Here is a 23,811-nt window from a genome sequence, read left to right on the forward strand (position 1 = left end):
TCCGGGGTGATCATGTTGAATTCCCGGTCGAGAATGGTGGAGTACGTCGAGTCCCCGAGCCTGCCCGCGGCCACCGCCGTACCGAAGTAGCGGCCACTGCCGGCCGCCGCCGCACCCAGCGTGGTGGCCCCGGCGGCCTGAGCCACGGGGCTCGAGGTGACGGCCGTGACCGAGCCGACGGCCATGCACGCGGCCGCAGTCAGGACCTTGCGGAGATGGGGCTTCCTGTTGAGCCATGCCATGACGGATCGTTCTCCTTGGGGGTGGGGAATTCCTGAACGCGGCGCCCGAGGCGACTGTTAGCGCTAACAATTTTGTAGCGGGACACGTCCCGGGCGCCGTGGTGAGCCAGGACGGGGGTCAGCTGACGCTGCAGGAGGCCGTCGGCCAGGTGGTGCTGCCGTTCTTCATGATGGTCATGCCCCAGTTGTTGCCCGCGCCGTTGGGGGTGGCGACGAGGGTCTGGGCGTCGGGGTAGGCCGCGTTGATGTTCCAGGTCGAGCTGATCTTCTCCGGGGAGGGGACTTTCACGGTCACCTTCCAGGTGTTCGATCCGGTGACCGCGACGTTCAGGTTGTAGCGGTCGCTCCATGAGGCTCCGGCGGAGAGCGTCGCGGTGCAGCCGCCGCCGTTGCCGCCGCCGGCGTAGCCCAGGGTGATGTTGGAGCTGCCGCTGCTCTGGTAGCCCTCGGTGGCCATGATCTCGTAGTTCATGGTGCCGAGGTTCATGCCCGCCCTGGCCCACGCGTCGAAGTGGTTCCCGATGGTGATGGTTCCACCGGTACGCCTGGCCTGACGGACGCTCCAGTACTGGTCGAAGGTCTTGATGCCCTCGATGGAGGGGGCGTTGTAGCGCGTCGTCCGGTAGATGTCGTACGTGCCGCCGTCGCTAGTGACGGTGCCCTTGTATGTGCCGGTGGGCTTGTAGGAGCCGTAGTTCTCGACGATGTAGTACTCGACGAGCGGGTTGGTGCTCCAGCCGTAGAGCGCCAGGTAGGCGTTGCCGTGGGTACTCCATGTGCCCGAGTAGGTCACCGGGTTGCGCGACCCGGTCTGCCAGCCCTTGCCGGCCACGAAGTTGCCGACGTTGGTCCAGGAAGTGCTGTAGTTGCCGCCGCCGTTCAGGGACATCGAGGACGCACCGGAGCCGTCGCTCCAGAACGAGTAGAAGTATCCGCCGTAGGTGCCGGCCTGGTTGGTGGTGACGGTTGCCGCCTCGGCGGTGCCGGGGAGGGCCAGGACGGCCGCGAGGGCCGGCGCGAGGGCGCGCACGATGCTTGCGGTGCGCCGGCCGCGGCCGGCCCGGCGGCTCTCGGGGCGGGGGGAGCTCATGGGGGTGATCCGTCCTGCCGATGGGTGGGGTGGTGAGACGGGGGAGTGCGCCCAACGCGATGGGATCGCGAGGGGATCGGTCGGTCCGGCCGGCGTCGCGCGGTGGTGCACGGAGGTGACTCGTCCTCAACACCGCTGCTTCCCAAGCCGGTTGGCGAGTTGCCGACGGCGACAGTGTTGGGCTGTGCTTGACGGGCTGTCAACACTTTCGACTGGAGCAGCGATAGATTCGCTGCTCATTGAGTCCGCCCATGCCGGAAAAGAGCAGGTCGCGAGCTTGTCCTGTGAGGCGGGTCTAAGAACCTGGCCGATTCCCCTGCTGTCGCTCCAGTCGGGCTGATCGAAACTTTCGACAGTGGATTACCAAAAGTTTCGCCGAACGCAAGCCGCCACCGGCGCGGGGCGCCGGTGGCGGGGATGCGGGTGCGGACAGTCAGGCCGGCCCGCCCTGGCGGATGGCCTGCGCGTACCAGCGGGCGCTGGACTTGGGTGTGCGGACCAGCGTGTCGTAGTCGACGTGCACCATGCCGAAGCGCTTGCCGTAGCCGTTCGCCCACTCGAAGTTGTCCATCAGTCAGCGCCTTTGGCTCGTACCGCCGGGCTCAGAGGAAGCGCCAGAGGTGGTCGGTCGTGCCGTTGTCGTCCCACAGGACGACCTGGGCGCCCTGGGAGGTGGAGGCGCCGGAGATGCCGAGGACACGGCCGCTGACGGCGGACTGGATGCGGAAGGTGTCGCCGCCGCCGTGCCGCAGGCGCCAGCGGTGGTCGGCGGCGCCGTTGTCGGCCCACTGGACGATCCGGGAGCCGTTGGCCGTGCCGCCGCCCTCCACGGCGAGGACCTTGCCGCTGTTGGAGTTGCTGAGCCGCAGTTGGCCGCCGGTGTCGACCACCGCGGTCCACAGGTGGTCCGCGGTGCCGTTGTCGCCCCACTGGATCACCAGGGCGCCGTCGGCGGTCGACATGGTCTGCACGCCGAGCAGCAGCCCGCTGCCCACGTTCTGGATGCGCCGGGTGCCGGTCGGGACGAACCACCACCGGCTGGTCGGCGAGCTGCTGTCCGGGACCTGCACGGCGAAGGCGCCCTGGGCGGTGGCGGCGCCGGCGATGCCGAGCAGCTTGCCGCTGTTGGCGTTCCGCAGGGCGTGCGCGCCGTCGGCCGCCTCGACGACGGTCCACCGGTGGTCGGCGGTGCCGTTGTCCGACCACTGGAGCACGGCGGCGTTGTCGGCGGTGGACATGTTCTGCACGCCCAGGACCTTGCCGCTGTTGGCGTTGCGCAGGCGCAGCGCGGTGCCGTCCACCACGGGCGCCCAGTCGTGGTCGGCGGTGCCGCTGTCGCCCCACTGGAGGGCGGGCGCACCGTCCGAGGTGGACATGTCCTTCACGCCGAGCACCAGCCCGCTGCCCGCGTTGAGCAGGCGGAATCCGCTGCTCCTGGTGTTCCAGTAGACGGTGTAGTTGAAGCCCTGCGCGTCGTGGAACGGGCCGAGGCTCACGGACGAGCCGCCCGCGGTCGCGGTGAAGGCCAGGCCCGTGCTGCCGGTCCGGGTGATCGACGCCGGGTCGAGGACCGGAAGCGCGGAGAGCGCGGTGGAGCCGTAGTTGCCGCACAGCACGACCGGGCCGTAGGTGGCCGCGGCGACGTCCGGGTTGTCGTTGGCGGCCCGCAGCGCGATGCGCATCGGCAGCTTGACGGTCACCGTGTCGCCGGAGGCCCAGGAGCGGGTGACGGTGGCGTAGCTGCCGGGCGTGGTGGCGATGCTCTGCACCGTGCCGTTGACGCTCACGGTGGCACCGGACGTCCAGGCCGGGATGCGGATGCGCATCGACCAGGTGTCGCCGGCGCCGCCGGTGACCTTGAGCGTGGTGGTGTCCTCCGCCGGGTACGCGGTGGTCTGGGTGATCGTCAGGCCGCGCTCGGCCCAGGTGAGGACCGTGGGCACGAAGAGGTTGACGATCAGGGTGGTGCCGTCGCGGAAGTAGACGGAGTCCGCCAGTTTGGTGTTGGACTCCATCCCGGTGCCCTGGCAGCACCAGAAGGTGTCGTAGTCGGTGCTCCAGGTGCCGCCGCCCCAGGCCGGGCCCACGCCCCGGCGGCCGCCGGGCTTCAGCGGGGTGAAGTAGGTGACGTGCCCGTGCGAGTCGGCCGGGTTCTGCGCGCCGACGACGTGGTTGAGCAGGGCGCGCTCGTAGAAGTCGAAGTACGCGGCCTGGTTCGGGTCCAGCTGCCAGAGCTCACGGGTGAGTTTGAGCATGTTGTACGAGTTGCAGAGCTCGCAGTTGTCGTTGGTCAGCTGCGAGGCGATCGCGTCGGGAGCGCGGAAGTGCTCGGCCTGGCTGTTCCCGCCGATGGCGTAGGTGTGCCTGCCGGTGCAGATCGTCCAGGCCTGGGTGGCGATGTCGTGGTAGCGCGCGGTCCCGGTGGCCCGGTACTCGCGGACGGCGCCGATCCACTTGGGCACCTGGGTGTTGGCGTGCAGGCCGTTCAGCCGGTCCTGGCCGGCGGCCAGCGGGTCGAACACGGCGGCGTGGTCGAAGCGTTGGGCGACCGTCAGCCAGCGGGCGTCCCCGGTCCGCAGGTGGAGGTCGGCCAGCACCTCGTTCATGCCTCCGAACTCGGTGCCCAGGAGCGCCTGCATCTGGCTCTGGGTGAGCCGTCCGGTGCGCTGGTCGACCCAGCCGGCCATGGCCAGCAGGACGTCCCGGGCCTGGGTGCTGCCCATCAGGAGCCAGACGTCGAGCAGTCCGGCCATGGTCTTGTGGACGCAGTAGTAGGGGACGTTGCCGTTCTTCAGCGAGCCGGCCTCGAGCTGGGCGAAGTCGTTCTCCGGGAAGCCTGAGAGGTAGCCGGCGGAGAACCCCGGGACGGCGTTGCTGGCCTGGCACTTGGCCAGCTCGGCCACCATGTAGGTGGCCTTGTCGCGACAGACGGTGTCGCCCGTTCCCGCGTAGGCCTGGGCCCAGGCGCTGAGGAAGTGCCCCTGCACGTGGGTGCGGAACGGGAACGACGGGGCGTCCCAACCGCCGGTCGCGGCAGCGGCGTTGGTGGACAGCCGGTGGTTCGCGCGGAAGTTGTACAGCAGGCGGTCGACGTCGACGAAGCGCAGGTACGCCAGGGTGCGGTCCTGGTTGTCGCGCAACCGGCCGGCGGTGAGCCGGACCTGGCCGAGGTCGAACGGCTGCGTCGAGGAGCCGGCGGCCTCGGCGGCCGCCGGCGCGAGGCCGAGTCCGACGGCCGGTGCGAGGGCTAGCACGCCGGTGGCCTTCAGCAGGCTGCGGCGGTTCAGGGGGGCGGACGACACGCGGGATCTGTTCCTTCCGGGTGGGGGGAGGAGACCGGCGGATGAACTGTTAGCGCTAACAAAATGCCGTGCGGAAAGCGGCGTGCCGGAAGGGTGGGCGGCGAGCGGTGGGGGTGGCGTCGAAGGCCGTCGGCCGTGTTCGACAGTGTCACGTTTATAGCCCCGGCGTCTCGGTCGCGTCCAGGGGTGCGACGGAACGGGCGCCCCCGCTCGCCGCCATATTCTGTTAGCGCTAACAAGCGGCCGGTGTCAGCCCAGAGTCCACTGCTGGTTCCTGCCGCCGCTGCAGGTCCACAGCTGGACGGGCGTACCGTCGGCGGTGGCCAGACCGGCCACGTCCAGGCAGAGCCCCGACTGCACCCCGGTGATGGTGCCGTTCGAGTTCAGCTGCCACTGCTGGTTGGCCTGGCCGTTGCAGGACCAGACGATCGCCTTGGTGCCGTTGGTGGTGCCGTGCGCGTTGGCGTCCAGGCACAGCGTGCTGCCGCCCACGGTCACGGTCAGCTGGTTCGACGACGTCCGGGTCCAGGTCTGGTTCGCGCCGCCGTTGCAGGCGAAGATCTGCTGCTGCGTACCCAGCGCCGTGCTGGCATCGGTCAGGCACTTGCCCGCGTCCACCGCATGCAGCGCGCCGGTCGTACCGCCGCCGGAGGACCCCGCGTCCAGGCCCATGAAGTGGATCGCGGTGGCGGCCATCGTGGAGCCCTTGACCGGCAGTTCGTGCCCGGTCCCGGCGATGCTGTACGCCTCGACCTGGGTGGTGCCGGCGCCGTTGTTGTACCGGGTACGGGTCCAGTTGGTCACCGGGGTGTCGGTGGCCGACGGGGTCTGGCTAACGCCGAGGACATCGGTCCACTGCTTGACTTCTTCACCGAGGTTGTTGTGGTTCAGGATGGTGTCGGCGGTTCCGTGCCACAGCTGCACCCGCGGACGCGGACCGGTGTAGCCGGGATACCCCGTGTTGCGCACCAGGCTGCCCCACTGCTGCGGGGTCATCGAGACCTGGCCCTGGGCGCAGGCCGAGTTCCAGCCGCGCACGGAGCCGGTGTAGAAGCAGTGGTAGGGCACTCCCATGAACGCCGCGCCCGCCTTGAACACGTCGGGGTAGTCGGCGAGCATCACGTTCGTCATCATCCCGCCGGACGACTGGCCGGTCACGTACACGGCGTTGGCGTTGCCGCCGTAGTGCTGCTCCGTGTAGGTGATCATCGACATGAGCCCGACCGGGTCACTGCCGCCGTTGCGGGTCAACGCCTGGTCGGAGGAGACGTCCCAACAGCTTCCGCTGGGGTTCGTCGAGGGGTAGATGACGAGGAACCCGTACCGGTCGGCCAGCGACGCGAAGTCCTGACTCGAGTACAGGTACGGCCCCGAGCCCTGGCACCCGTGCAGGGCCAGCAGGATCGGGGGGTTGGCCTTGACATTGTTCGGCACGTACAGGTGCATGGCCAGGCCGGTCGGGTTGGTGCCGAAGTTCGTGATCTGGGTCAGCGAGGCGGCGCCGGCCTGGGGAGCGGCCTGCAGAGTCAGGCCGAGCGCGAGGCCGACGGCGGCGGCCACGCCCAGGAGGCGGGACCGCAGGGAGCGGGATCGGAACATGGGGACCTCTCCGTCGAGGAATTCCGTGAGCGTGAAGGGTGTTCCGGCGCGCCGCGCACCCATGCTCGGGTCGAGCGGATCCAGCGGTCAACGGGCCCGTCGTGGCCGGTATCGGTCAACCACCGCCGTCAACGGCCTGTTGACGCAAGGGCTGTGATGGTGTCGCAGCACGTCCTGACCCGATCGACCCGACCCGAGCTCTCCCCGAGGACCGCCAACCGTGACACCCATCGTCGACCGCGCCGCCCTGCTGCTGCGCCCGCTGCGCGACGCGCGGCCACCGCTGCTGGCCGCCCTGGTCGCGCTCCTGCTCGTCCAGGCGGCCCTGCCGGCCGCCGCCGCGCTGACCACGGCCGCGCTCGTCGCCCGAGTGCAGAGCCACCCGGGCGCGGACATGTTCGGCGCCGCCCTCGCCCCGCTCGCCGCGTTCGGTGTCGTCCTGCCGTTCGGGCACATCCTGGAGGCGCTGACCGCACCGCTGGAAGAGCTCACCTACGCCCGCGTCAACGGGGCGCACCGCGCCCGGATCGTCCGGCTCACCACGCTGAGCCCGACCATTTGAGGCGCTGGAGACGCCGCAGGTCCAGCAGCTGATCCGGCACGCCCGCGCCGAACCCGCCAACTGGACCGAGCGCACCCCCGCCGAGGGCGCGCTGGGCCGGCTGCGCCGGATCACCGCACTGCTCGGCCTGGCCGGTGCGTGCGTCGTCCTGGCGCAGTACGTGTGGTGGGCGGTGCCGGTCCTGCTGCTGCCGGGAGCGGCCAACCAGTACCTGCGCAACCGGCAGGCGCACCTCTTCACCGCCATGTGGCGCAAGGGCGTCGACCACGCCCTGCACGCCGACGTCTGGCAGGAGGCCCTGACGGAGGTCGGCCCGAGCATGGAGGTACGGGTCTTCGGCTTCGGCGAGTGGATGGTCGAACGGATCCAGAACCACCTGCGGGCGGTGTTCGACCCGATCTGGGCGGTGTTCCACAGGATGCTGTTCAACGAGTGGAGCCAGTTCCTGCTGGTCGGCGTCCCGCTGGGCATCGTGTACCTGGCGGTGGCCGAGGACGCGGCCCGCGGCCGCGCCTCCACGGCCGTCCTCACCGCGGTGCTGACCGCCTCCTGGGCGCTGGTGCAGTCGCTCGGCTACAGCGACGACGTCCGCAACATCCGCGCCGCCACCGAGAGCCTGCTCGCCTACGAGCGGCTCCGCGAGATCCTGACCCCGCAGGCCGGTACGGTCGACGCCCTCCCGGCCCCCCCCGCGCGGAGCGGCGCGACGGGTCGCCGTCGGTGGTCTTCGAGGACGTGTCCTTCACCTACCCCGGCACCGAGCGCACCGTGCTGCACGGGCTGGACCTGGAGATCCGGCCCGGTGAACTGCTCGCCGTGGTCGGCCTGAACGGCGCCGGCAAGTCCACCGTGATCAAGCTCCTGTCCGGCCTGTACCGGCCCACCGGCGGCCGGATCACCGCCGACGGACGCGACCTCGCCGACCTCGGTGCCGCCGCCTGGCGCGAGCACGTGGCGGTGGTGTTCCAGGACTTCGTCAAGTACCGGCTCTCGGCGGCCGACAACGTCGCGCTCGGCCACGCCACCGTTCCGGTCGACCACGCCGCGCTGGACGCCGCCGCCAAGGACTCCGGCTTCGACGCGGTGCTGGAACGGCTGCCGGACGGCTGGCGGACCCCGCTCGCCCGCTCGCGCACCGGCGGCGTCGACCTCTCCGGCGGCCAGTGGCAGCAGGCGGTCCTCGCCCGCGCGCTGTACGCCGTGCACACCGGCGCCGGACTGCTCGTGCTGGACGAGCCGACCGCGCACCTGGACGTGCGGACCGAGTTCGAGGTGTTCAACCGGCTCGCCGAACACCGCGGCAGGGCGATCGTGGTGCTGATCTCGCACCGGCTGTCCACCGTCCGGCAGGCGGACCGGATCGTGCTCCTCGACGGCGGCCGGATCACCGAATCCGGCACCCACGACGAACTGATGGCCCTCGACGGCAGGTACGCCGAGCTCTTCGCCATCCAGGCCGAGCGGTTCCAGCTCGGCTACGACGACCGCGCGGACGAAAGCGAACTCCAGTGACCGTGGACCAGCCCGAGTACCGGCCGAGCGCTCGCGACTACCTGCGGCTGGCCCGTGAACTGCTCACCCTGTCCTACCGGCGCGCCGGGGCTGACCGTCGCCGCCCTGGCCACCCAGGCGCTGACCGTGGCAACCGTCGCGGCGACCGCGCTCACCCTGCGCGCCGCGATCAACGGCGCGATCGACGGAGCCGCCGGCACTGCGGTCACGGGGGCGCTCGGCGCCGCCGTCGCGTACGCCGTCACCGGCGTCCTCGCAGACCTGAGCGGCAACGTCATGGCCCTGCTCGTCGACAAGGTCAGCGTGCTCGACCTGAACGAGTTCATCAACCGCGACCTCGCGTTGCTGGACGGCCTGGAGCACGTCGAGCGCACCGACTTCCTCGACCGGGTGACCATCGTCCGCGGCGCCCCCTGGGGCATCATCAACGGCCTCTGGTCGGCGGTCTCCGCCTTCTTCGGCGTGGTCCAGCTCGGCGTCTCGCTGCTGCTGCTGGGCACGGTCAGCCCGTGGCTGCTGCTCCTGCTGCTGTTCGCGGCCGCCCCGATCTGGTTCGACCGGCAGGGCCAGCGGCCGATCAGCCGGGCCGAGACGGAGACGGCCGAGGCGTTCCGACTCCAGAAGCACCTGTTCGACACCGCCACGGAGGCCGGGCCCGCCAAGGAGATCCGGGTCGCGGGCGCCGGCGCCGAACTGGCCCGCCGCCAGGCCGCCGCCTGGGACGAGGTCGCCCTGGGCCGGTTCCGGGCCCAACTCGCCTCCGCCGTATGGCGGGTGAGCGGCTGGACGCTCTTCACCGCCGGGTTCGTAGCCGGGCTCGCCGTGGTCATCCAGCGCACCGCCCGGGGCGACGGCTCGCCCGGCGACGTGGTGCTCGCCATCACCGTCGCCTCCACGCTGCGCGGCTCGGTCCAGGCCGCCGTCGGCCGGACCACCGACACCGTCGCCTCCCAGCGCCTGGTCGAGCCCTTCCTGTGGCTGCGCGGCTACGCCGCCGACCGGCGCGCCGACAGCTCGGACGGCATCGCCCCGCCGGACCGGCTGACCGCCGGCATCACCTTCGAGCAGGTCGGTTAGCGCTACCCCGGCACCGACCGGTACGCGCTGGAGGACGTCAGCTTCAGCATCCCGGCCGGGACAGTGGTCGCCGTGGTCGGCGAGTACGGCTCCGGCAAGACCACCCTGGTCAAGCTGCTCAACCGGTTCTACCGGCCGGACACCGGCCGGATCACCGTCGACGGCACCGACCTCGCCCGCTACGACAGCGCCGCTGGCACGCCCGGACCAGCGCCGCCTTCCGGCCACCCTGCTGGAACACATCTCCGGACGCACCTTGCGGGCCCGCGTCTGGCGCGGCCTGGTCGACGCCGACGCGGCCGGGCGTGCCGTCGCCGAGCACCGGGCGATCCTCAACGCGCTGGCCGCCCGCGACCCGAACCTCGCCCAGGCCGCCGCCCTGATGCACGTCAGCACCACGGCACGCCTTCGTCTCCGCACTGATCGACGGCGGCTGCTCGATCAAGGACCTCGCCGCCTACCTGGGGCACGCCGACGAGGCCTTCACTCTGCGGACCTACGTGCACCTCATGCCCAAGAGTGATGAGCGGGCACGCGCCGCGATCAGCAGGGCGCTGTTTGCGGCTGATGTGCCCGCTCCGGGCGGGGTTCTGATGGCTGTGTAAGCCCGGCGGGGTCAATGTGCCCCGAAAATGCCCCGCCAGGTTGATTCAGCGATGTTTGCGCAGGTCAGCGCGGTTCACAGAAGCGTCTGCCAGTAGTACCAGAACCGGTTGAGGACCAGCAGGGCGATCCCCAGGTACCAGAGCGCGGGCACCACCCAGTGGTACCGGGCCACCGACGGCCACCAGCGCGGCGCCGGGAGCACCCCCGTCCGCAGGTTGTGCAGCGTCACGTACCAGGCCAACGGCCCGACCACCGCCCACACCACCATGCAGTACGGGCAGAGCGCCCCGATCTCGTACAGCGCCTGGGTGATCAGCCAGACGGTGAAGCCCAGCCCCGCCAGCGCGCCCGCCTGCAGCCCCAGCCAGTACCAGCGGCGGTAGCGGGCACCCGCCAGCAGTCCGGCGCCGGCCGCGATCAGCACCGCGAACGCCGCCAGCCCGAGCAGCGGATTGGGGAAGCCGAACACCGACGCCTGGTCGGTGCGCATCACCGAGCCGCAGCTGATCACCGGATTGATGCTGCAGCCCGGCCGGTAGCCCGGATTCTCCAGCATCCGCAGCTTGTCGAAGGTCAGCACCGCCGAGGCGGCCAGGCCCAGCAGGCCGCCCACCACCAGCAGCCGGGCAAGGCCCCGCCCGGAACCGATCGTCGCACCGGAAGCCATGTCAGGCCCCGGTCGTCCGGCGGACCAGCGCGGTCCACTGCTCGCCCGTCACCGGCTTGCCGTCCTGGCCGAAGACGTTCAGCACCTTGCCGTCCAGCACCACCGTCGGGGTGCCCTGGGCGCCGCTCGCCGAGAACGCCGCGTCGACCTTGGCCGCCCACGGCCGGTAGGTGCCCTCGGTGACCGCCTTGGTGAACGCCTCCGTCTTCAGCCCCGGCACCTTCTCCGCCAGCTCCAGGATCCGGTTGACGTCCCCGAAGCCGTCCTCGCGCTCGTCCGGCTGCTCGGCGTACAGCACGTCGTGGAACTGCTTGAACTTGTCCACGCCCTCGTTCAGCGCCGCACCCGCGGCGGCCAGCGCCGTCCGCGAGCCCTTGCCGCCGAGGTTCTTGTCCAGGAACGCCGCCAAGTGGTACTCGATCTTGTACTCGCCGCTGTCCGCGAGCTGCTGCACCGTCTTGCCCGCCGAGGCCTCGAACTGCTTGCAGACCGGGCAGCGGAAGTCCTCGTACACCTGCAGCGTGTGCGGCGCGTCCGCCTTGCCGTACACCACCACGGTGCCGTCCTTGCCGGAGGTGTTCGCCGGCACGGTCAGCGGCGCCGAGGTGGCCGGGTCGGAGTCCGAGGCGGTGGCGATCGCCGCCACCGTGCCGCCCACCACGGCGAGCGCCGCGACCACGCTCACCGCGATCACCGCGCGCCGCCGGACGGCGGCCGCCTTCTTCTCCCGGCGGTGCGCCTCCTGGAGACGCTCACGGGCCGAGGTACCGGACTGCTGGGGCTGGTTGGTCATGATGATCCGTCGAATCCTCGCGTACGGGCACACCACCGGGCCGCGCGGCCGCGCAGTGGCACACCGAAGAATGGGGGAGTGGCGCTCAGGCCCACCCGCCCGACGGCGACGCCGTCAGCAGGCGAGCGCGACCACCGGCGGACCGCGGCGCGGCGCCGGCGAGGGAACCACGGACTCCGGACGGGCCAGTGGACCCCACGCATCCGGCGAGGGCGCCAACTCGGCCGGGCAGGCCGGCAGCGGCGCGAGAACCGACAGCAGCCGCCCGACGGCGGAACCGGCCACCGCCCGCAGCGCGCGCAGCACCTGCGCGGCGCCGCCGAGCGCGGCATCACCCAGCCGCAGCCACAGCGCCGCGGCCAGTGCCAGCACCAGATGCGCCAGCACCACCAGCAACCGCAGCGACCCGGCGGACTGCCCGGCGAGACCCGACAGCACCGGGCTGCCGTCCACCGAACCGCCGCCGCACACCAGCAGATCCACCCCGTGCGAACGGGCGGCGACCGTGGCACAGCCGTCCTGCCCCAGGTTGAACGCGGTGTTCAGCAGCAGCTCGACCGGCACCATCACGGCCGCCAGCCGCCACAGGCCGTGCCGCGCGCCGTCCAGCGCGAGGGCCACCAGGAACACGGCCGCCGTACACCCCAGAACCAGCGTCAACGGCAGCGGCCGACCGGTCAGCACGACCTGGCCCAGGGCAGCGAGCGGCACCGCGAGGGCGGTGAACACCGCGGCCCGCAGAACCCTCGTCGCCCGGCTCTCGGTCATGGAGAGCGAGTATGCCACGGTGCCGATCAAGGCCGCGTAAGCGCCCGCGCGGGTGACGCGGCGTCAGCACCCGCCCGGTTCGCGCCACCGCAGGCATACCCTGGAAACCCCGGAAAGAGGGTGGTCAGCGTGCCGCACGGACCCGAGCCCACCGCCGGCACGGTCCTCGCCGCCTGGATCGCCCGGCAGACCGAGACCCTCGCCGGACTCTTGGAAGCCGTCCGCGCCGACGAGCCGGACGCCGTCCACCAGATGCGGATCACCTGCCGCCGGCTGCGCAGCACCCTGCAGGCCTACCGCCCGCTGATCGGCACCGACACCACCGCCCTCGTCACCGGGCTCAAGGACCTCGCCGCCGCCCTCGGCGCCGCCCGGGACACCGAGGTCCTCGGCGAACGGCTCACCGCCGACGCCCGCGCCCTGCCCGCCGACTGCCACCCGGACGAGGTCGCCGCCGCCGTCTCCGCCTGGGCCGCCGAAGGCACCGCCGGAGCCCGCCCCGAGGCACTCGCCGCGCTCGACGGCCCCGGCCTCCCCGCGCTGCTCGCCGCCCTGCGCGGACTGGCCGCCGAACCCCGCTTCACGGCCCGCGCCGACCGCCCCGCCCCCGCCGAGCTCACCCGGGTCGCCCGCCGCCAGCAGCGCCGCACCGCCCGCCGGATCGATGAGGCCCGCCGTGCCGCGCCCGGCGACGCCACCGACACCGCCCTGCACGAGGCCCGCAAGGCCGCCAAACGCGCCCGCTACGCCGGCGAGCCGGCCGGCCCGGCGGCCACCGGGTTCGTCCGCCGGATGAAAGCCCTCCAGGACGTCCTCGGCACCCACCAGGACGCCGTCCTCGCCGGCCGTACCCTGCACACCCTCGCCGCCACCGACCCCCGGCACGCCTTCGCCTACGGCGTCCTCTACGACCGCCAGCTCACCGCCGCAGCCGCCGACCGCGCCCGCCTCCCGGACATCTGGCAGAAGGCGAGCGAACCGCCCACGTTCTGAACGGTGCGACTCCTCGGGGCGCGGGGCACTGCGCGGGGTGGGAGGCGTTGGGCCGGTTCCTCCCGCTCGCTGCGCCGCGCGCCTCCCGGGGGGTCGGGTCAGCGGAGGCCGGCGGTGTGGGCGGCGGTGGCGAGGAGGTCGCGGAGCATGGCGGGGGTGAGGCGGCCGGTGTAGGTGTTGCGGGGGCTCACGTGGTAGCAGCCGAAGAGTTCCAGGGGCGGGCCGCCGTCGGTGGCGGGCAGGGTGGCCCGGGCGCCGTGGCCGAAGGCCGGGCGGGGGCGGGGGATCGTCCGGCCGGAGGCGGCGAGGGCGGGGAGGACGGCCTCCCAGGCGAAGCCGCCGAGGGCGACCACCGCGCGGACGGTCGGCCGCAGGTACCCGAACTCGCGGGCGATCCACGGCCGGCAGGTGTCCCGTTCGTCCCGGGTCGGCCGGTTCTCCGGCGGACAGCACCGCACCGGGTCGGTGATCCGCACGCCGTGCAGCACCATCCCGTCGTCCCGCCAGGTGGCGTGCGGCTGTGAGGCCAGGCCGAGCTCGTGCAGGGCGGCGTAGAGCAGGTCGCCGGAGGGGTCGCCGGTGAAGATCCGCCCGGTGCGGTTGGCGCCGTGCGCGGCCGGGGCCAGCCCGACGATCACCAGGGCGGCGTCGGCCGGCCCGAAGCCGGGGATCGGGCGGGCCCAGTACTCGTCGTCCTGGTAGGCGCGGCGCTTGATCCGGGCCGCCTGCTCCCGCCAGGTGACCAGCCGCGGGCAGGCCCGGCAGTCGACGACCAGCTCGTCCAGCTCGGCGAGGCTGCGGGTGGCGGCGGCCGCGGCGGCCGGGTGGTCCGGTGCCTCCCGGTCGCGAGCGGCGGCGGCCGGTGGGCCGGCGGCGCGGTCCGGGGGCGGGGGCGGCTCCATGCTGGAGATCGTAGGGGGTGCGGACGGCCCCGGCCGCGGCATTCCCCGACGCCGTGGACAACGGCCCCGCGAACACCCGGGCCCTGTGGAGGGCCGGCCGCCTCCGTCGGCCCGCGCGGCCGCCGGGGTGGGCGGAGTAGCGTGGAGATCGGGGATCCTGCGTGTGCCCGAGGTGACGTGATGATCATTCTCGACGCGATTCTGGGGGCGCTGCTCGTCCTCGCCGTGTGGGCCGGGCTGAGCATCCGCGTGGTGCAGCAGTACCAGCGCGGCGTGGTGTTCCGGTTCGGCCGGGTGCTGGCGGACGTGCGCGACCCGGGGCTGGCCTGGATCATGCCGATCGCGGACCGGCTGAAGCGGGTGAACGTGCAGATCGTGACGATGCCGATCCCCGCCCAGGAGGGCATCACCCGCGACAACGTGACCGTGCGGGTCGACGCGGTGGTCTACTACCGGGTGGTCGACCCGGTGAAGGCCACCGTCAACGTGCAGGACTACAACTTCGCGATCTCCCAGGTCGCCCAGACCTCGCTGCGCTCGATCATCGGCAAGAGCGAACTGGACGACCTGCTGGCCAACCGCGAGCCGCTGAACCAGGGCCTGGAGCTGATGCTGGACAGCCCGGCGCTGGGCTGGGGCATCGAGATCGACCGGGTGGAGATCAAGGACGTGGCCCTGCCGGAGTCGATGAAGCGGTCGATGTCGCGGCAGGCGGAGGCCGAGCGGGAGCGTCGGGCGCGGATCATCACCGCCGACGGCGAGTTCCAGGCCTCGGCCCGGCTCTCGGAGGCCGCCGCGATCATGAGCACCACCCCGGCGGCGCTCCAACTGCGGCTGCTGCAGACGGTGGTGGAGGTCGCGGCGGAGAAGAACTCCACGCTGGTGCTGCCCTTCCCGGTGGAGCTGCTGCGTTTTCTCGACAGTGTGACCGAGAAGCCGCCACCGGCCGCCGCGCCGGCCGCCGCGGCAAGCCCGGCGGCGGGCCCCGAGCAGCTCGAACTGCCCGATCTCCCGGCGCTGGAAGAGGTGTTGGCACGTGACCCGCTGGAGGCACCGGCCGAGGCCGTGAACGGCTCCCGGCCCGAGGTGGCGCCCCCGCGGGGCGGGGACCACGATGGAGGAGCGGGGATCTGAGGCACGGCGGGAGGCCTGACGATGACCACAGCCAGAGAGATCATGCACCCGGGCGCCGAATGCGTCGGGGAGTTCGAGACCCTGGCCGACGCGGCCCGGATCATGAAGGACCGGGACGTCGGCGCGCTGCCGATCTGCGGCGAGAACCAGAAGCTGCTGGGCATCCTCACCGACCGGGACATCGTGCTGAAGTGCGTCGCCGAGGGGCTCGACCCGACGCAGGTCAAGGCGGTCGACCTGGCGGTCGGCCGGCCGATGGTGATCGAGGAGGACGAGGACGCCGAGCAGGTCCTGCGGATCATGGAGCAGCACCTCGTCCGCCGTCTGCCGGTGATCAACCACCCGGACCACAAGCTGGTCGGGATGATCAGCGAGGCGGACATCGCCCGCCACATGCCGCAGGAGCGGGTCGCGGAGTTCGTCACCACGATCTGCGCCGAGGAGGAGACGTAGCCGCAGTGGCCGAGGCAGGGGCGAGGAGCCGGCCGGGCGGTGGGTGTGCCGCCCGGCCGGCCGCCGCTCACGGCTGCGCCGGGCGGCTCACAGCCTCGCCAGGAAGGTGTCCGCGATCACCTGGTAGCCGGCGTCGTTGGCGTGGATGTCGCCGCGCGCCATGTTGGTCCACTGCATGATCCGCGCCACGTTCAGCGGCACCTGGCCGCCGCCGAACGGCACCGTGCGCAGCGCGTCGGTGTCGAAGGCCCGCGCCACGTCCGCGGTGGGCACTCCGTGCGCCGCGTCGGCGATGCCGATCGCGGCGTTCAGCGCGTGTGAGAGCGGCAGCGAGAGCGCCGCGGTGGCCTTCCCCTGGTCGCCCGTCAACCAGGCGGCGAGGAAGGGGTCGTAGAGGTTCATGCCGACGATCCGGGTGCGCGGTCCGGCGGCCGCCCGCAGCCGGCCGAGGATGTCGGACAGGCCGTGGCCCGCCGTGGCGATGCCCTGCAGCGCGCACGGCAGGTCGATGCTGCCGCCGGCCGCGCAGCGGTTGACGTCGTTGGCGCCGATGTCCAGGGTCACCAGCACCTTGTCGCCGCGGTGCCCGCGCAGGAAGCGCTCGGCGGCGGCGAGTTGGGAGTCGGCCCAGGGGTGCGGGTACGGGCAGCCGCCGTTCGCCATGGTGCCGGTGGTCTCGCCGGGGCAGCCGAGGTCGGTGAAGTCGAAGGCCTTGTGGCGGGCGGCGGCCCGCTCGGCCAGGGTGCGGGCGATGTCCTGGGCGTAGCCGCGGCCGACCACGTGGCCGCCGTCCGGGGTGGACTGGTAGCCCGCGGCGAGCGAGTCGCCGAGCGCCAGGTAGTACCGCGGCACATCGGCCGGGACGGGTCGGGCGCCGGCCGTGGCGGCGGCGGCCGGCGCGGCCGTCAGACCGAGTGCCGAGGCGGTGAACAGGACTGCGGCGACGGCGAGTCGGACGCCTCCGGGCAGGGGTGTGCGCATGGGGCCTCCAGGGTGGTGGGGGCCGCAGTGGGGTGCGGCCCGGTGAGGCTACTGCGCGGTAGGCCCGGTGAGTAGGGGTCGGACGGGATCAGCCGGGGAAGGCGTACACGGTGCTGGCGTGGGCCGCCGGCTCCTGCTCGCCCTCGGCCGTCATCACCACGTCCACGAAGGCCAGCCGGCGGCCGAGTTTGGTGATGCGCGCGGTCACCAGCACGTCCGCGCCGACCACCGCCCGCTGGAAGGTGGTCGACTGCTGGATCGTGGTCATCGGGCCGAAGCCGCCGCGCGCCGCGGAGACGGCGACCACGGTCGCCGTGTCGGCGGCCGCCATCAGCGCCTGGCCGCTCAGACCGCCGCCCTCCCGGGCGAGTTCCTCGGACCAGGGCAGCCGCAGCACGGCGTGCCGGTCACCGGTCTCGGTGACGGAGAGCTTGAGTGCCTGCACCCAGGGGGCGAAGTTCTCGGCGAGGATGGTGTCCGCCTCGGCGGTGGAGATCGTCACCGTGCCATTGTGGCGAGGGCCCGCCGTCCGCGCCACGACCGTGCACGGGTCCGTCGCGCGGAGCACCGTCCGCCGTGCCGTACGCGGCCTCAGCCCGCCTCCCGGATCGCCCGCCGCACCAGCTCGGCCAGGTGCACGGCCCGCCGCCCGTCCGCGAGTTGGGCGATCTGGGTGCGGCAGCTCAGGCCGTCCGCCAGCACCACCGTCTCCGGCGCGGCGGCGCGCACCGCGGGCAGCAGCACCCGCTCGGCGGCCGCCACCGACACGTCCCAGTGCCCGCGCTCCATCCCGAAGTTGCCGGCCAGCCCGCAGCAGCCGGAGTCCAGCACCTCGTTGTGCACCCCCATCCGCTGCTCGACGCGCCGGTCGGCGGCGGTGCCGAGCACGGCGTGCTGGTGGCAGTGCACCTGGGTGACGGCATCCGCCGCCAGCCGGGGCAGCGACACTCCGCTCTCGTCCAGGAATTCGGCGAAGGTCCTGACCCGGCCCGGCAGGTCGCCGGCCTCCCGGCCGAGCAGCCGGGGCAGTTCCTCGCGGAGCGCGGCGGTGCAGCTCGGCTCCAGCCCGACCACCGGCAGGCCGGCCGGGACGGCCCGCAGACTGCGCCGCATCACCCGCCGGGCGAGGCCGAGTTGGCCGGTGGAGTGCAGGGTGAGCCCGCAGCACACCGGCCCGTCGGGCAGCCGGACCTCGAAGCCCAGGTGCTCCAGGACCTCGACGGCGGCCCGGGCCGGCTCCGGGTCGAGCAGTTCGGCCATGCTGTCCGGCCAGAGCAGCAGCGGCCGGGCCCCGGGCGCGGCGGGGTGCTCGGCGCGCCACCGGCGGAACCAGGCGGTGAAGGTCTGCTCGGGCAGCTCGGGCAGGTCGCGCCGCGGGTCGATCCCGCCGAGGCGCTTGAGCACGGCGGCGCTCGGCCCGGACTGCAGCAGCCGGTTGGCGAGCCGCGGGGCGAGGGCGGCGCCGCGCAGCCAGAGCGGCAGCCAGCCGAGCGAGAGGTGCGAGACGGGGCGCGGCCGTCCCCGGTAGTGCTGGTGCAGGAACTCGGCCTTGTAGGTCGCCATGTCGACGTGGACCGGGCAGTCGCTCGCGCAGCCCTTGCAGCCGAGGCAGAGGTCGAGCGCCTCGCGGACCTCCTCGGAGCGCCAGCCGTCCGTGACCAGGTCGCCGCGCAGCATCTCGGCGAGCAGTCGGGCCCGGCCGCGGGTGGAGTGCCGTTCCTCGCCGGTGGCCATGTAGCTGGGGCACATCACGCCGCTGGAGGTGTCCACGCACTTGGCGACGCCGACGCAGCGGTGCACGGCCTTCAGCAGGCTGCCGCCGTCCTCGGCCAGCGGCAGGGTGACCGGCAGGTCGCGGCCGGGGAAGCGCAGGTCGGCGTCGAGCGGGCGCGGGTCGACGAGCACCCCGGGGTTGAGCAGGTTGTCCGGGTCCCAGACGCCCTTGAAACGGCGGAACAGGTCGATGACCTCCGGCGGGTACATCCGCGGCAGCAGCTCGGCCCGGGCCTGTCCGTCGCCGTGCTCGCCGGAGAGCGAGCCGCCGTAGGAGACGCACAGGTCGGCGGCGTCCGTCAGGAAGGCCCGGAACTCGGGTAGCCGGGCCGGGTCGGTGAGCGGGAAGTCCAGCCGCAGGTGCACGCAGCCCTCGCCGAAGTGCCCGTACGGGACGCCGCGCAGCCGGTGCCGGGCGAGCAGCGCCCGCAGCGCGCGCAGGTAGTCGCCGAGGTGTTCGACGGGGACGGCGGAGTCCTCCCAGCCCGGCCAGGCCTCGCCGCCGCCCGGGAGGCGGGTGACGATGCCCGCCCCGGCCTCGCGGACGGCCCAGAGCTGCCGCTGCTCGGCGGGGTCGGTGACCACCGCGGCGGTGGCGCCCGCGGTGCGCCGGACGGCGTCCGCGAGGGCGCGGGCCGCGTCCAGGGCGACGGCCGGGGTGTCGCCGCCGGTCTCGAGGAAGAGCCAGCAGGTGCCCTCGGGCAGCCGGTCGAGCGCGGGCGGGCGGCGGCCGGCCGCGATCAGGGCGGCGATCAGGTCGGCGGACATCCCCTCGACGGTGAGCGGGCGCAGCGGCAGCAGGGCCGGGACGGCGTCGGCGGCGGCGGTCTCGTCGGGGTGGCCGGCGACCACCAGGGCGCGGGCCGGCGGGTCGGGCACCAGGCGGACGGTGGCGCCGAGCAGCACGGCGCAGCTGCCCAGGGTGCCGGTGAGGGCGCGGGCCAGGTCGTAGCCGTGCTCGGGCAGCAGCGCGTCGAGCGGGTAGCCGGAGCCGCGGCGGGGGAGGGCGGGCAGAGCCTGCCGCAGGACGGCCAGGTGGTCGCCGGCGAGGTCCTGCAGGCCGCGGTGCAGTTCGCCCTCGCGGCCGGGGCGGTCGCGCAGCCGGGTGCGGGCGGCGGCGTCCAGCGGCCCGGCCGCGGTGAGCTCGGTGCCGTCGGCGAGCAGCACGTCGAGCGCCTGCACGTTGTCCGAGGTGCGACCCCAGGCCACCGAGTGCGAGCCGCAGGCGTTGTTGCCGATCATGCCGCCGAGGGTGCAGCGGCTGTGCGTCGACGGGTCCGGGCCGAAGCGCAGGCCGTACGGGCGGGCGGCCCGCTGCAGGTCGTCCAGGACGGTGCCGGGCTCGACCCGGGCGGTGCGGGTGTCCGGGTCGACGGAGAGCACCCGGCCGAGCCGGCGCCGGAAGTCCAGTACGACGGCGCCGGGGCCGATGGCCTGGCCGCCGATGCTGGTGCCGGAGCCGCGCGGCACGATCGGGACGCCGAACTCGCGGCAGAGCGCGACCGCGGCCCGGACGTCGTCGAGGTCGGCGGGCTTCACCACGCCGCGCGGGACGTGCCGGTAGTTGGAGGCGTCGTGGCCGTAGACGGCGCGTTCGGCGGTGTCGAACCGCACGTCGCCGCGCAGGGCGGTGGTCAGGGCGCGTTCCAGTCCGGTGGCCATGGGCCGATCATCGCACCGGGCGGGTCGGGCGGCGCCGACCCCGGCCGCGGGGTGACGGGGCGTCATCCGGCAGACTCACCCGACATGACCGGTGATCACATGACCCCGTACCTCGCCCGGCTGCCGATCGGCGAGGAGATCCCGTTCCCGTCCGAGGGCATGCCCGGCTGGGACATCTTCCCGTTCGAGGGCGACATCAAGGTCAGGGAGCTGAAGGCCCCCGAGCTGCCCGAGCCGCCCCGGGACGGCGACGGCGGGCCCGCGGACTGCAGCCAGTGCGCCCGTCCGGACGAGGACTTCCTGTGGACGGACGAGCACTGGCGGCTCTCCGCGCCGGACGAGCCGGCGGCCGTCCCGGCGGTGGTGCTGCTCCAGCCGCGCGAGCACCACGACCTCGCCGACCTGCCGCCGGCACGGGCCGCGGAGCTCGGGCCGATGCTGCAGCGGGTCGAGCGGGCCCTGCTGTCGCTCGGCGGGATCTCCCGGGTGCACCACAACAAGTGGGGCGACGGCGCCGCCCACCTGCACTTCTGGCTGCTCGCCCGGCCCGCCGGGATGATGCAGTTGCGGGGCAGCTGCCTGCCGGTCTGGGACGACCTGCTGCCGAAGGTGCCCGCCGACGAGTGGCGGGAGACCGGCCGCCGGATCGCCGCGGCGATGGCGGCCGACGGCGGCACCGCGCACGGCTGAGACCCGGTCGGCCGCACCAGCCGTCAGCGGCGGCCGGTCACCGCACCGCGGGCGATGTGGGAGAGCTTGGCGACCTCGAAGGCGGCGTACGCCCCGCTCGACAGCAGCGAGAACTTCACGCCCTCGCGGCCGTCCGGCCGCCGGTAGCCCTCCGGCTGGTAGCCGCGGTAGTGCTCGGAGGCCCGCTGGAAGAACTGCGGCCGCTCGGAGCGGTCCACGCAGCCCGCGAGGTCGAAGACGAAGAGGTAGTGCCGGACCATCCGGGTGAACAGTTGCGGCCACAGCGCGGCGGCGTCCGGCGAGGCGGAGAGGATCTCGAAGCTGCGGGCGTACTGCTCGAACAGGTCGAAGTGGCCGGCGCCGGGCGAGCCCACCGGGTTCAGGGTGTGCCGACGGCGGATGGTGACGCACTCGCGCGGCAGGACGGCGATCCGGCGGGCGGCCAGCATCGCGGCGTGCACCACCGGGATCTCGTCGTAGTGGCCGTCCGGGAAGTCGGGAACGGTGCCGCGGCGCAGCAGGCGGTCCCAGATCAGCGGCGGGGTGCCGAGCAGGGCGGGCCGCTCGGCGGGCGTCGCGACCTCGGGCCCGGCGTCGGCGAGCACCCGGGCGGCGCCACCTGGCCACACCTTGTCGCGGTAGACCCGGTTGTGGCCGAACTGGAGGACGTCGACCTCGCCGGTCTCCTCCAGCCGCTCGGCGAGCGCGGCGAAGGCGTCCTCGTCGAGCAGGTGGTCGCTGTCGAGGAACAGCAGGTAGTCGCCGCGCGCGCGGGCGGCACCGGCGTTTCGGGCGCGGCCGATCCCGACCGCCGCGTTCAGCCGCAGCACGCTGACCCGGGGGTCGCGCATGCCGTAGGCGTCGGCGATGCGCTCGGGGCAGTCCGGCGAGGTGTCGACGACGAGGACGATCTCGAAGTCGCGGAACGACTGGGCGAGCAGTGCGTCGAGGCACTCCTTCAGCTGGCCGTTCCGATCGTGGGCGGGGAGCACGACGGAGATGAGGGTAGCCATGGCGGGGAGGCTAAAGACGTCTACAGGCCCCCGCAATGTCCCTAAGCGGATCCAATCGCTCCAAATGCGGTCAGAATCGATCGATCGCACCCGATATCTTCACGCCTACGACACGGTAGGTCGACGATCGGTCACCGCTGGTCGCAGGAAGTGCCGCGTCCGGTGACGAACGTCGCCGGAACGTCCGAGGGCGCGCGGATCGCTCCGCGCGCCCTCGGGACTCGGTCCGACCGGTCCGATCAGTACCAGTGGTGCGCCTGCCAGAAGGCCCAGGCACCGCACGGGCTGCCGTACCGGCTGTTCATGTAGTTGAGGCCCCACTTGATCTGGGTGGCGGCGCTGTCGCGCCAGTCCGCACCGGCCGAGGCCAGCTTCGAGGCCGGCAGGGCCTGCACCAGGCCGTAGGCGCCGGAGGACTTGTTGACCGCGTGGACGTTCCAGCTGCTCTCGTGGAACACGATGTTGCTGAAGCAGCCCAGCTGGTTGGCCGGCACGAGCTGGGCGGCGATCTGCTGCGGAGTGCCGGTCGGGGCGGCCTTCAGAGCCTTGCGCTGCTGCGAGCGGGAGGCGGCCTGGGCCTTCGCCTTGGCGTCGGCCGCGGCCTTCGCGTCCGCGGCGGCCCTGGCATCGGCGGCAGACTTCGCATCGGCGGCGGCCTTCGCGTCCGCGGCGGACTTCGCGTCGGCCGCGGCCTTGGCGTCGGCGGCGGCCTTGGCGTCGGCGTCCGCCTTGGCCTGGGCGTCGGCCTGGGCCTGCGCCTGGGCCTGCGGGGCGGCCGGCTGGGCGGCGACGGGGGCCGCGGTGGCGGCGGCCGGGGCGGCGGCGACGGCGGTGGAGGTGTCCTGCGGCAGGGCCAGCGCCAGGATCGCCGTGCCGGCCACGGTCAGCGTGCCCACGCTTGCGAAGAAGGCGTGCGGGCGGTGCGTCAGCGACAGGTTCTTGGGGAGCGGGAGCTGCATGGAGGGGGACAACCTCTTCCATCGGTCGGGGGCCGATTCCGGGCACACGGGTATCGCGAAGCGTGTTCGTGAGGAACAGGCCCGCAGAGCCGTGCGGACGGCCTGGGCGCCCCGGTCGGTGGACCGGAGCGGGCGGGGTGCGCGGCGGAATCGGGCCGCGCTGCCTTGCGACCGGGACATTCTTGGCAGACCCGCCGAAGGGCGGCAACGAGCTCGGAAACTATGCCGGGTCGTAGACGGGCGGGAGCGCCCGGCCCTCCTGCGGGCGCTCCCGGGCCGCTTAAACGGCCCTTACCGCCGGCCGCCCGACCGGCCGGGCCACGGTGGCTGACCAGCGGTTTACCCGCTCCGCGCGACCGGCGGCCGGCGGCACCCCGGGACGGCCGACAGCCCGGGCGCGCCGCGACGACTATCGGCGGCCGTAGCAGCCCGGGGCCGTGTGCCGGGCTTCACAGCCTCCGGCCGCCGGGATCGACACCGTGTCACCGGCGGATCACCCACGGGTGCCCGACCCGGGCGGCGACGGAGGTCACAGCCGTCCCGCGCCCGCGTGCCGGCCGACCAGGGCGGGCAGCGCGGCCGCCGGGGTGACCCGGGTGCGCAGCACGGGCATCCAGCCGGCGTCGCCGCCGAGCGGGGCGGCGGGGTTCGCCGCGTCGAAGGCGCCCACCAGGTCGGCCGGGCGCCCGTCGACCAGATTGTCCCGGGCGGTCAGCCCGGTACCGCCCCGGTTGTAGAGGACCGCGGCGGTCGGCACGCCCTCCGGCAGCCGGATGTAGTTGTGCTCCGCCACGATCCGTCCCGACACGTGAGCGGCGTCGGCGGCGGCGCCACCGGTGGTGGCCGAGCCCCAGCCGTCCGAGGCGGGCAGCACCGCACGGCCGAGGCTCTGTGCGCGGCGGTCGGGGACCGGCCGCCCGGAGGCCGCCGCAGGGGCCGCGAGCGCGCCGCGAGCGCCAGGGAGCAGAGCACGGGAGCGGCGGTGCGGAGGGAGCGGGGAAGGCGCATGGACAGTCCCCCACCCCGCGGCCGG

Annotated in this window: 21 protein-coding genes and 4 pseudogenes; 10 read left to right on the forward strand and 15 right to left on the reverse strand. The window is 73.3% G+C overall.

Annotated features, from left to right (window positions below; genetic code table 11):
- The 5 genes and pseudogenes from AB0P35_RS01695 to AB0P35_RS01715 all read right to left on the reverse strand — a co-directional run.
- Nucleotides 1–242: pseudogene (locus AB0P35_RS01695) on the reverse strand (1,4-beta-xylanase); the annotation flags it as partial.
- A gap of 118 nt (nucleotides 243–360) precedes the next feature.
- A complete protein-coding gene (locus tag AB0P35_RS01700) occupies nucleotides 361–1,332 on the reverse strand; it encodes a glycoside hydrolase family 11 protein (RefSeq protein ID WP_363504988.1) in 972 nt (323 codons plus the stop codon).
- Between the two features lie 433 nt (nucleotides 1,333–1,765).
- Nucleotides 1,766–1,906: pseudogene (locus AB0P35_RS01705) on the reverse strand (family 1 glycosylhydrolase); the annotation flags it as partial.
- 28 nt (nucleotides 1,907–1,934) lie between these two features.
- On the reverse strand, nucleotides 1,935–4,604 hold the full coding sequence (locus AB0P35_RS01710; protein ID WP_363505738.1) for a beta-L-arabinofuranosidase domain-containing protein: 2,670 nt from the start codon (nucleotides 4,602–4,604) through the stop codon (nucleotides 1,935–1,937).
- A gap of 279 nt (nucleotides 4,605–4,883) precedes the next feature.
- Nucleotides 4,884–6,233, reverse strand: a complete 1,350-nt coding sequence (locus tag AB0P35_RS01715) for a PHB depolymerase family esterase (RefSeq protein ID WP_095871802.1) — start codon at nucleotides 6,231–6,233, stop codon at nucleotides 4,884–4,886.
- Between the two features lie 220 nt (nucleotides 6,234–6,453).
- Between AB0P35_RS01715 and AB0P35_RS01720 the strand changes: the two genes are divergently transcribed.
- The 6 genes and pseudogenes from AB0P35_RS01720 to AB0P35_RS01745 all read left to right on the forward strand — a co-directional run.
- Nucleotides 6,454–6,795 carry a hypothetical protein gene (locus AB0P35_RS01720; protein WP_363504991.1) on the forward strand — a complete coding sequence of 114 codons (342 nt, stop codon included), beginning with the start codon at nucleotides 6,454–6,456 and terminating at the stop codon, nucleotides 6,793–6,795.
- 172 nt (nucleotides 6,796–6,967) lie between these two features.
- Nucleotides 6,968–7,624 carry a hypothetical protein gene (locus tag AB0P35_RS01725; protein WP_363504994.1) on the forward strand — a complete coding sequence of 219 codons (657 nt, stop codon included), beginning with the start codon at nucleotides 6,968–6,970 and terminating at the stop codon, nucleotides 7,622–7,624.
- Nucleotides 7,531–8,307: an ATP-binding cassette domain-containing protein gene (locus tag AB0P35_RS01730; protein ID WP_363504997.1), complete on the forward strand. Its 777-nt coding sequence runs from the start codon at nucleotides 7,531–7,533 to the stop codon at nucleotides 8,305–8,307. The genes AB0P35_RS01725 and AB0P35_RS01730 overlap by 94 nt, the downstream gene beginning before the upstream one ends.
- A 54-nt stretch (nucleotides 8,308–8,361) precedes the next feature.
- On the forward strand, nucleotides 8,362–9,384 hold the full coding sequence (locus AB0P35_RS01735) for a hypothetical protein (protein ID WP_363505000.1): 1,023 nt from the start codon (nucleotides 8,362–8,364) through the stop codon (nucleotides 9,382–9,384).
- 27 nt (nucleotides 9,385–9,411) lie between these two features.
- Nucleotides 9,412–9,552: pseudogene (locus tag AB0P35_RS01740) on the forward strand (ATP-binding cassette domain-containing protein); the annotation flags it as partial.
- 58 nt (nucleotides 9,553–9,610) lie between these two features.
- A pseudogene (locus AB0P35_RS01745) lies at nucleotides 9,611–9,907 on the forward strand (FCD domain-containing protein); the annotation flags it as partial.
- A gap of 156 nt (nucleotides 9,908–10,063) precedes the next feature.
- Here the strand turns inward: AB0P35_RS01745 and AB0P35_RS01750 are convergent.
- The 3 genes from AB0P35_RS01750 to AB0P35_RS01760 form a co-directional block, all read right to left on the reverse strand.
- Entirely contained in the window at nucleotides 10,064–10,657 is a 594-nt protein-coding gene (locus tag AB0P35_RS01750; protein WP_363505003.1) for a vitamin K epoxide reductase family protein, read from the reverse strand.
- Nucleotide 10,658: 1 nt separating this feature from the next.
- On the reverse strand, nucleotides 10,659–11,450 hold the full coding sequence (locus tag AB0P35_RS01755; protein ID WP_363505006.1) for a thioredoxin domain-containing protein: 792 nt from the start codon (nucleotides 11,448–11,450) through the stop codon (nucleotides 10,659–10,661).
- A gap of 114 nt (nucleotides 11,451–11,564) precedes the next feature.
- Entirely contained in the window at nucleotides 11,565–12,218 is a 654-nt protein-coding gene (locus tag AB0P35_RS01760; RefSeq protein WP_363505009.1) for a hypothetical protein, read from the reverse strand.
- Between the two features lie 129 nt (nucleotides 12,219–12,347).
- Between AB0P35_RS01760 and AB0P35_RS01765 the strand changes: the two genes are divergently transcribed.
- The gene (locus tag AB0P35_RS01765) at nucleotides 12,348–13,211 is read left to right on the forward strand and encodes a CHAD domain-containing protein (RefSeq protein ID WP_363505012.1); all 864 of its coding nucleotides are present in this window, start codon (nucleotides 12,348–12,350) and stop codon (nucleotides 13,209–13,211) included.
- Between the two features lie 98 nt (nucleotides 13,212–13,309).
- Here AB0P35_RS01765 and AB0P35_RS01770 read toward each other — a convergent pair whose 3' ends face one another.
- Nucleotides 13,310–14,113 (reverse strand): uracil-DNA glycosylase, encoded by an 804-nt coding sequence (locus AB0P35_RS01770; RefSeq protein WP_363505015.1) that lies wholly within the window; start codon nucleotides 14,111–14,113, stop codon nucleotides 13,310–13,312.
- A 180-nt stretch (nucleotides 14,114–14,293) separates the two neighbouring features.
- Here AB0P35_RS01770 and AB0P35_RS01775 point away from each other — a divergent pair, with 180 nt between their 5' ends.
- Complete coding sequence (locus AB0P35_RS01775; protein WP_363505018.1) at nucleotides 14,294–15,247, forward strand: SPFH domain-containing protein; 954 nt, start codon at nucleotides 14,294–14,296, stop codon at nucleotides 15,245–15,247.
- Nucleotides 15,248–15,268: 21 nt separating this feature from the next.
- Complete coding sequence (locus AB0P35_RS01780) at nucleotides 15,269–15,700, forward strand: CBS domain-containing protein (RefSeq protein ID WP_363505021.1); 432 nt, start codon at nucleotides 15,269–15,271, stop codon at nucleotides 15,698–15,700.
- 87 nt (nucleotides 15,701–15,787) lie between these two features.
- Here AB0P35_RS01780 and AB0P35_RS01785 read toward each other — a convergent pair whose 3' ends face one another.
- The 3 genes from AB0P35_RS01785 to AB0P35_RS01795 form a co-directional block, all read right to left on the reverse strand.
- Nucleotides 15,788–16,681: an SGNH/GDSL hydrolase family protein gene (locus AB0P35_RS01785; RefSeq protein ID WP_363505024.1), complete on the reverse strand. Its 894-nt coding sequence runs from the start codon at nucleotides 16,679–16,681 to the stop codon at nucleotides 15,788–15,790.
- An 88-nt stretch (nucleotides 16,682–16,769) separates the two neighbouring features.
- Nucleotides 16,770–17,183 carry a PaaI family thioesterase gene (locus AB0P35_RS01790; RefSeq protein ID WP_363505027.1) on the reverse strand — a complete coding sequence of 138 codons (414 nt, stop codon included), beginning with the start codon at nucleotides 17,181–17,183 and terminating at the stop codon, nucleotides 16,770–16,772.
- An 89-nt stretch (nucleotides 17,184–17,272) separates the two neighbouring features.
- A complete protein-coding gene (locus AB0P35_RS01795) occupies nucleotides 17,273–20,116 on the reverse strand; it encodes an FAD-binding and (Fe-S)-binding domain-containing protein (RefSeq protein ID WP_363505030.1) in 2,844 nt (947 codons plus the stop codon).
- Nucleotides 20,117–20,200: 84 nt separating this feature from the next.
- Between AB0P35_RS01795 and AB0P35_RS01800 the strand changes: the two genes are divergently transcribed.
- Nucleotides 20,201–20,806 carry a hypothetical protein gene (locus AB0P35_RS01800; RefSeq protein WP_363505033.1) on the forward strand — a complete coding sequence of 202 codons (606 nt, stop codon included), beginning with the start codon at nucleotides 20,201–20,203 and terminating at the stop codon, nucleotides 20,804–20,806.
- Between the two features lie 23 nt (nucleotides 20,807–20,829).
- Here the strand turns inward: AB0P35_RS01800 and AB0P35_RS01805 are convergent, their stop codons facing one another.
- The 3 genes from AB0P35_RS01805 to AB0P35_RS01815 form a co-directional block, all read right to left on the reverse strand.
- Nucleotides 20,830–21,819 (reverse strand): glycosyltransferase family A protein, encoded by a 990-nt coding sequence (locus AB0P35_RS01805; RefSeq protein ID WP_363505036.1) that lies wholly within the window; start codon nucleotides 21,817–21,819, stop codon nucleotides 20,830–20,832.
- 239 nt (nucleotides 21,820–22,058) lie between these two features.
- Entirely contained in the window at nucleotides 22,059–22,778 is a 720-nt protein-coding gene (locus tag AB0P35_RS01810) for a lytic transglycosylase domain-containing protein (RefSeq protein ID WP_363505039.1), read from the reverse strand.
- Nucleotides 22,779–23,307: 529 nt separating this feature from the next.
- A complete protein-coding gene (locus AB0P35_RS01815) occupies nucleotides 23,308–23,652 on the reverse strand; it encodes a hypothetical protein (RefSeq protein ID WP_363505042.1) in 345 nt (114 codons plus the stop codon).
- Nucleotides 23,653–23,811: the final 159 nt, after the last annotated feature.

The sequence above is a fragment of the Kitasatospora sp. NPDC085879 genome, from assembly GCF_040686255.1.
In the GTDB taxonomy this organism is placed as follows: domain Bacteria; phylum Actinomycetota; class Actinomycetes; order Streptomycetales; family Streptomycetaceae; genus Kitasatospora.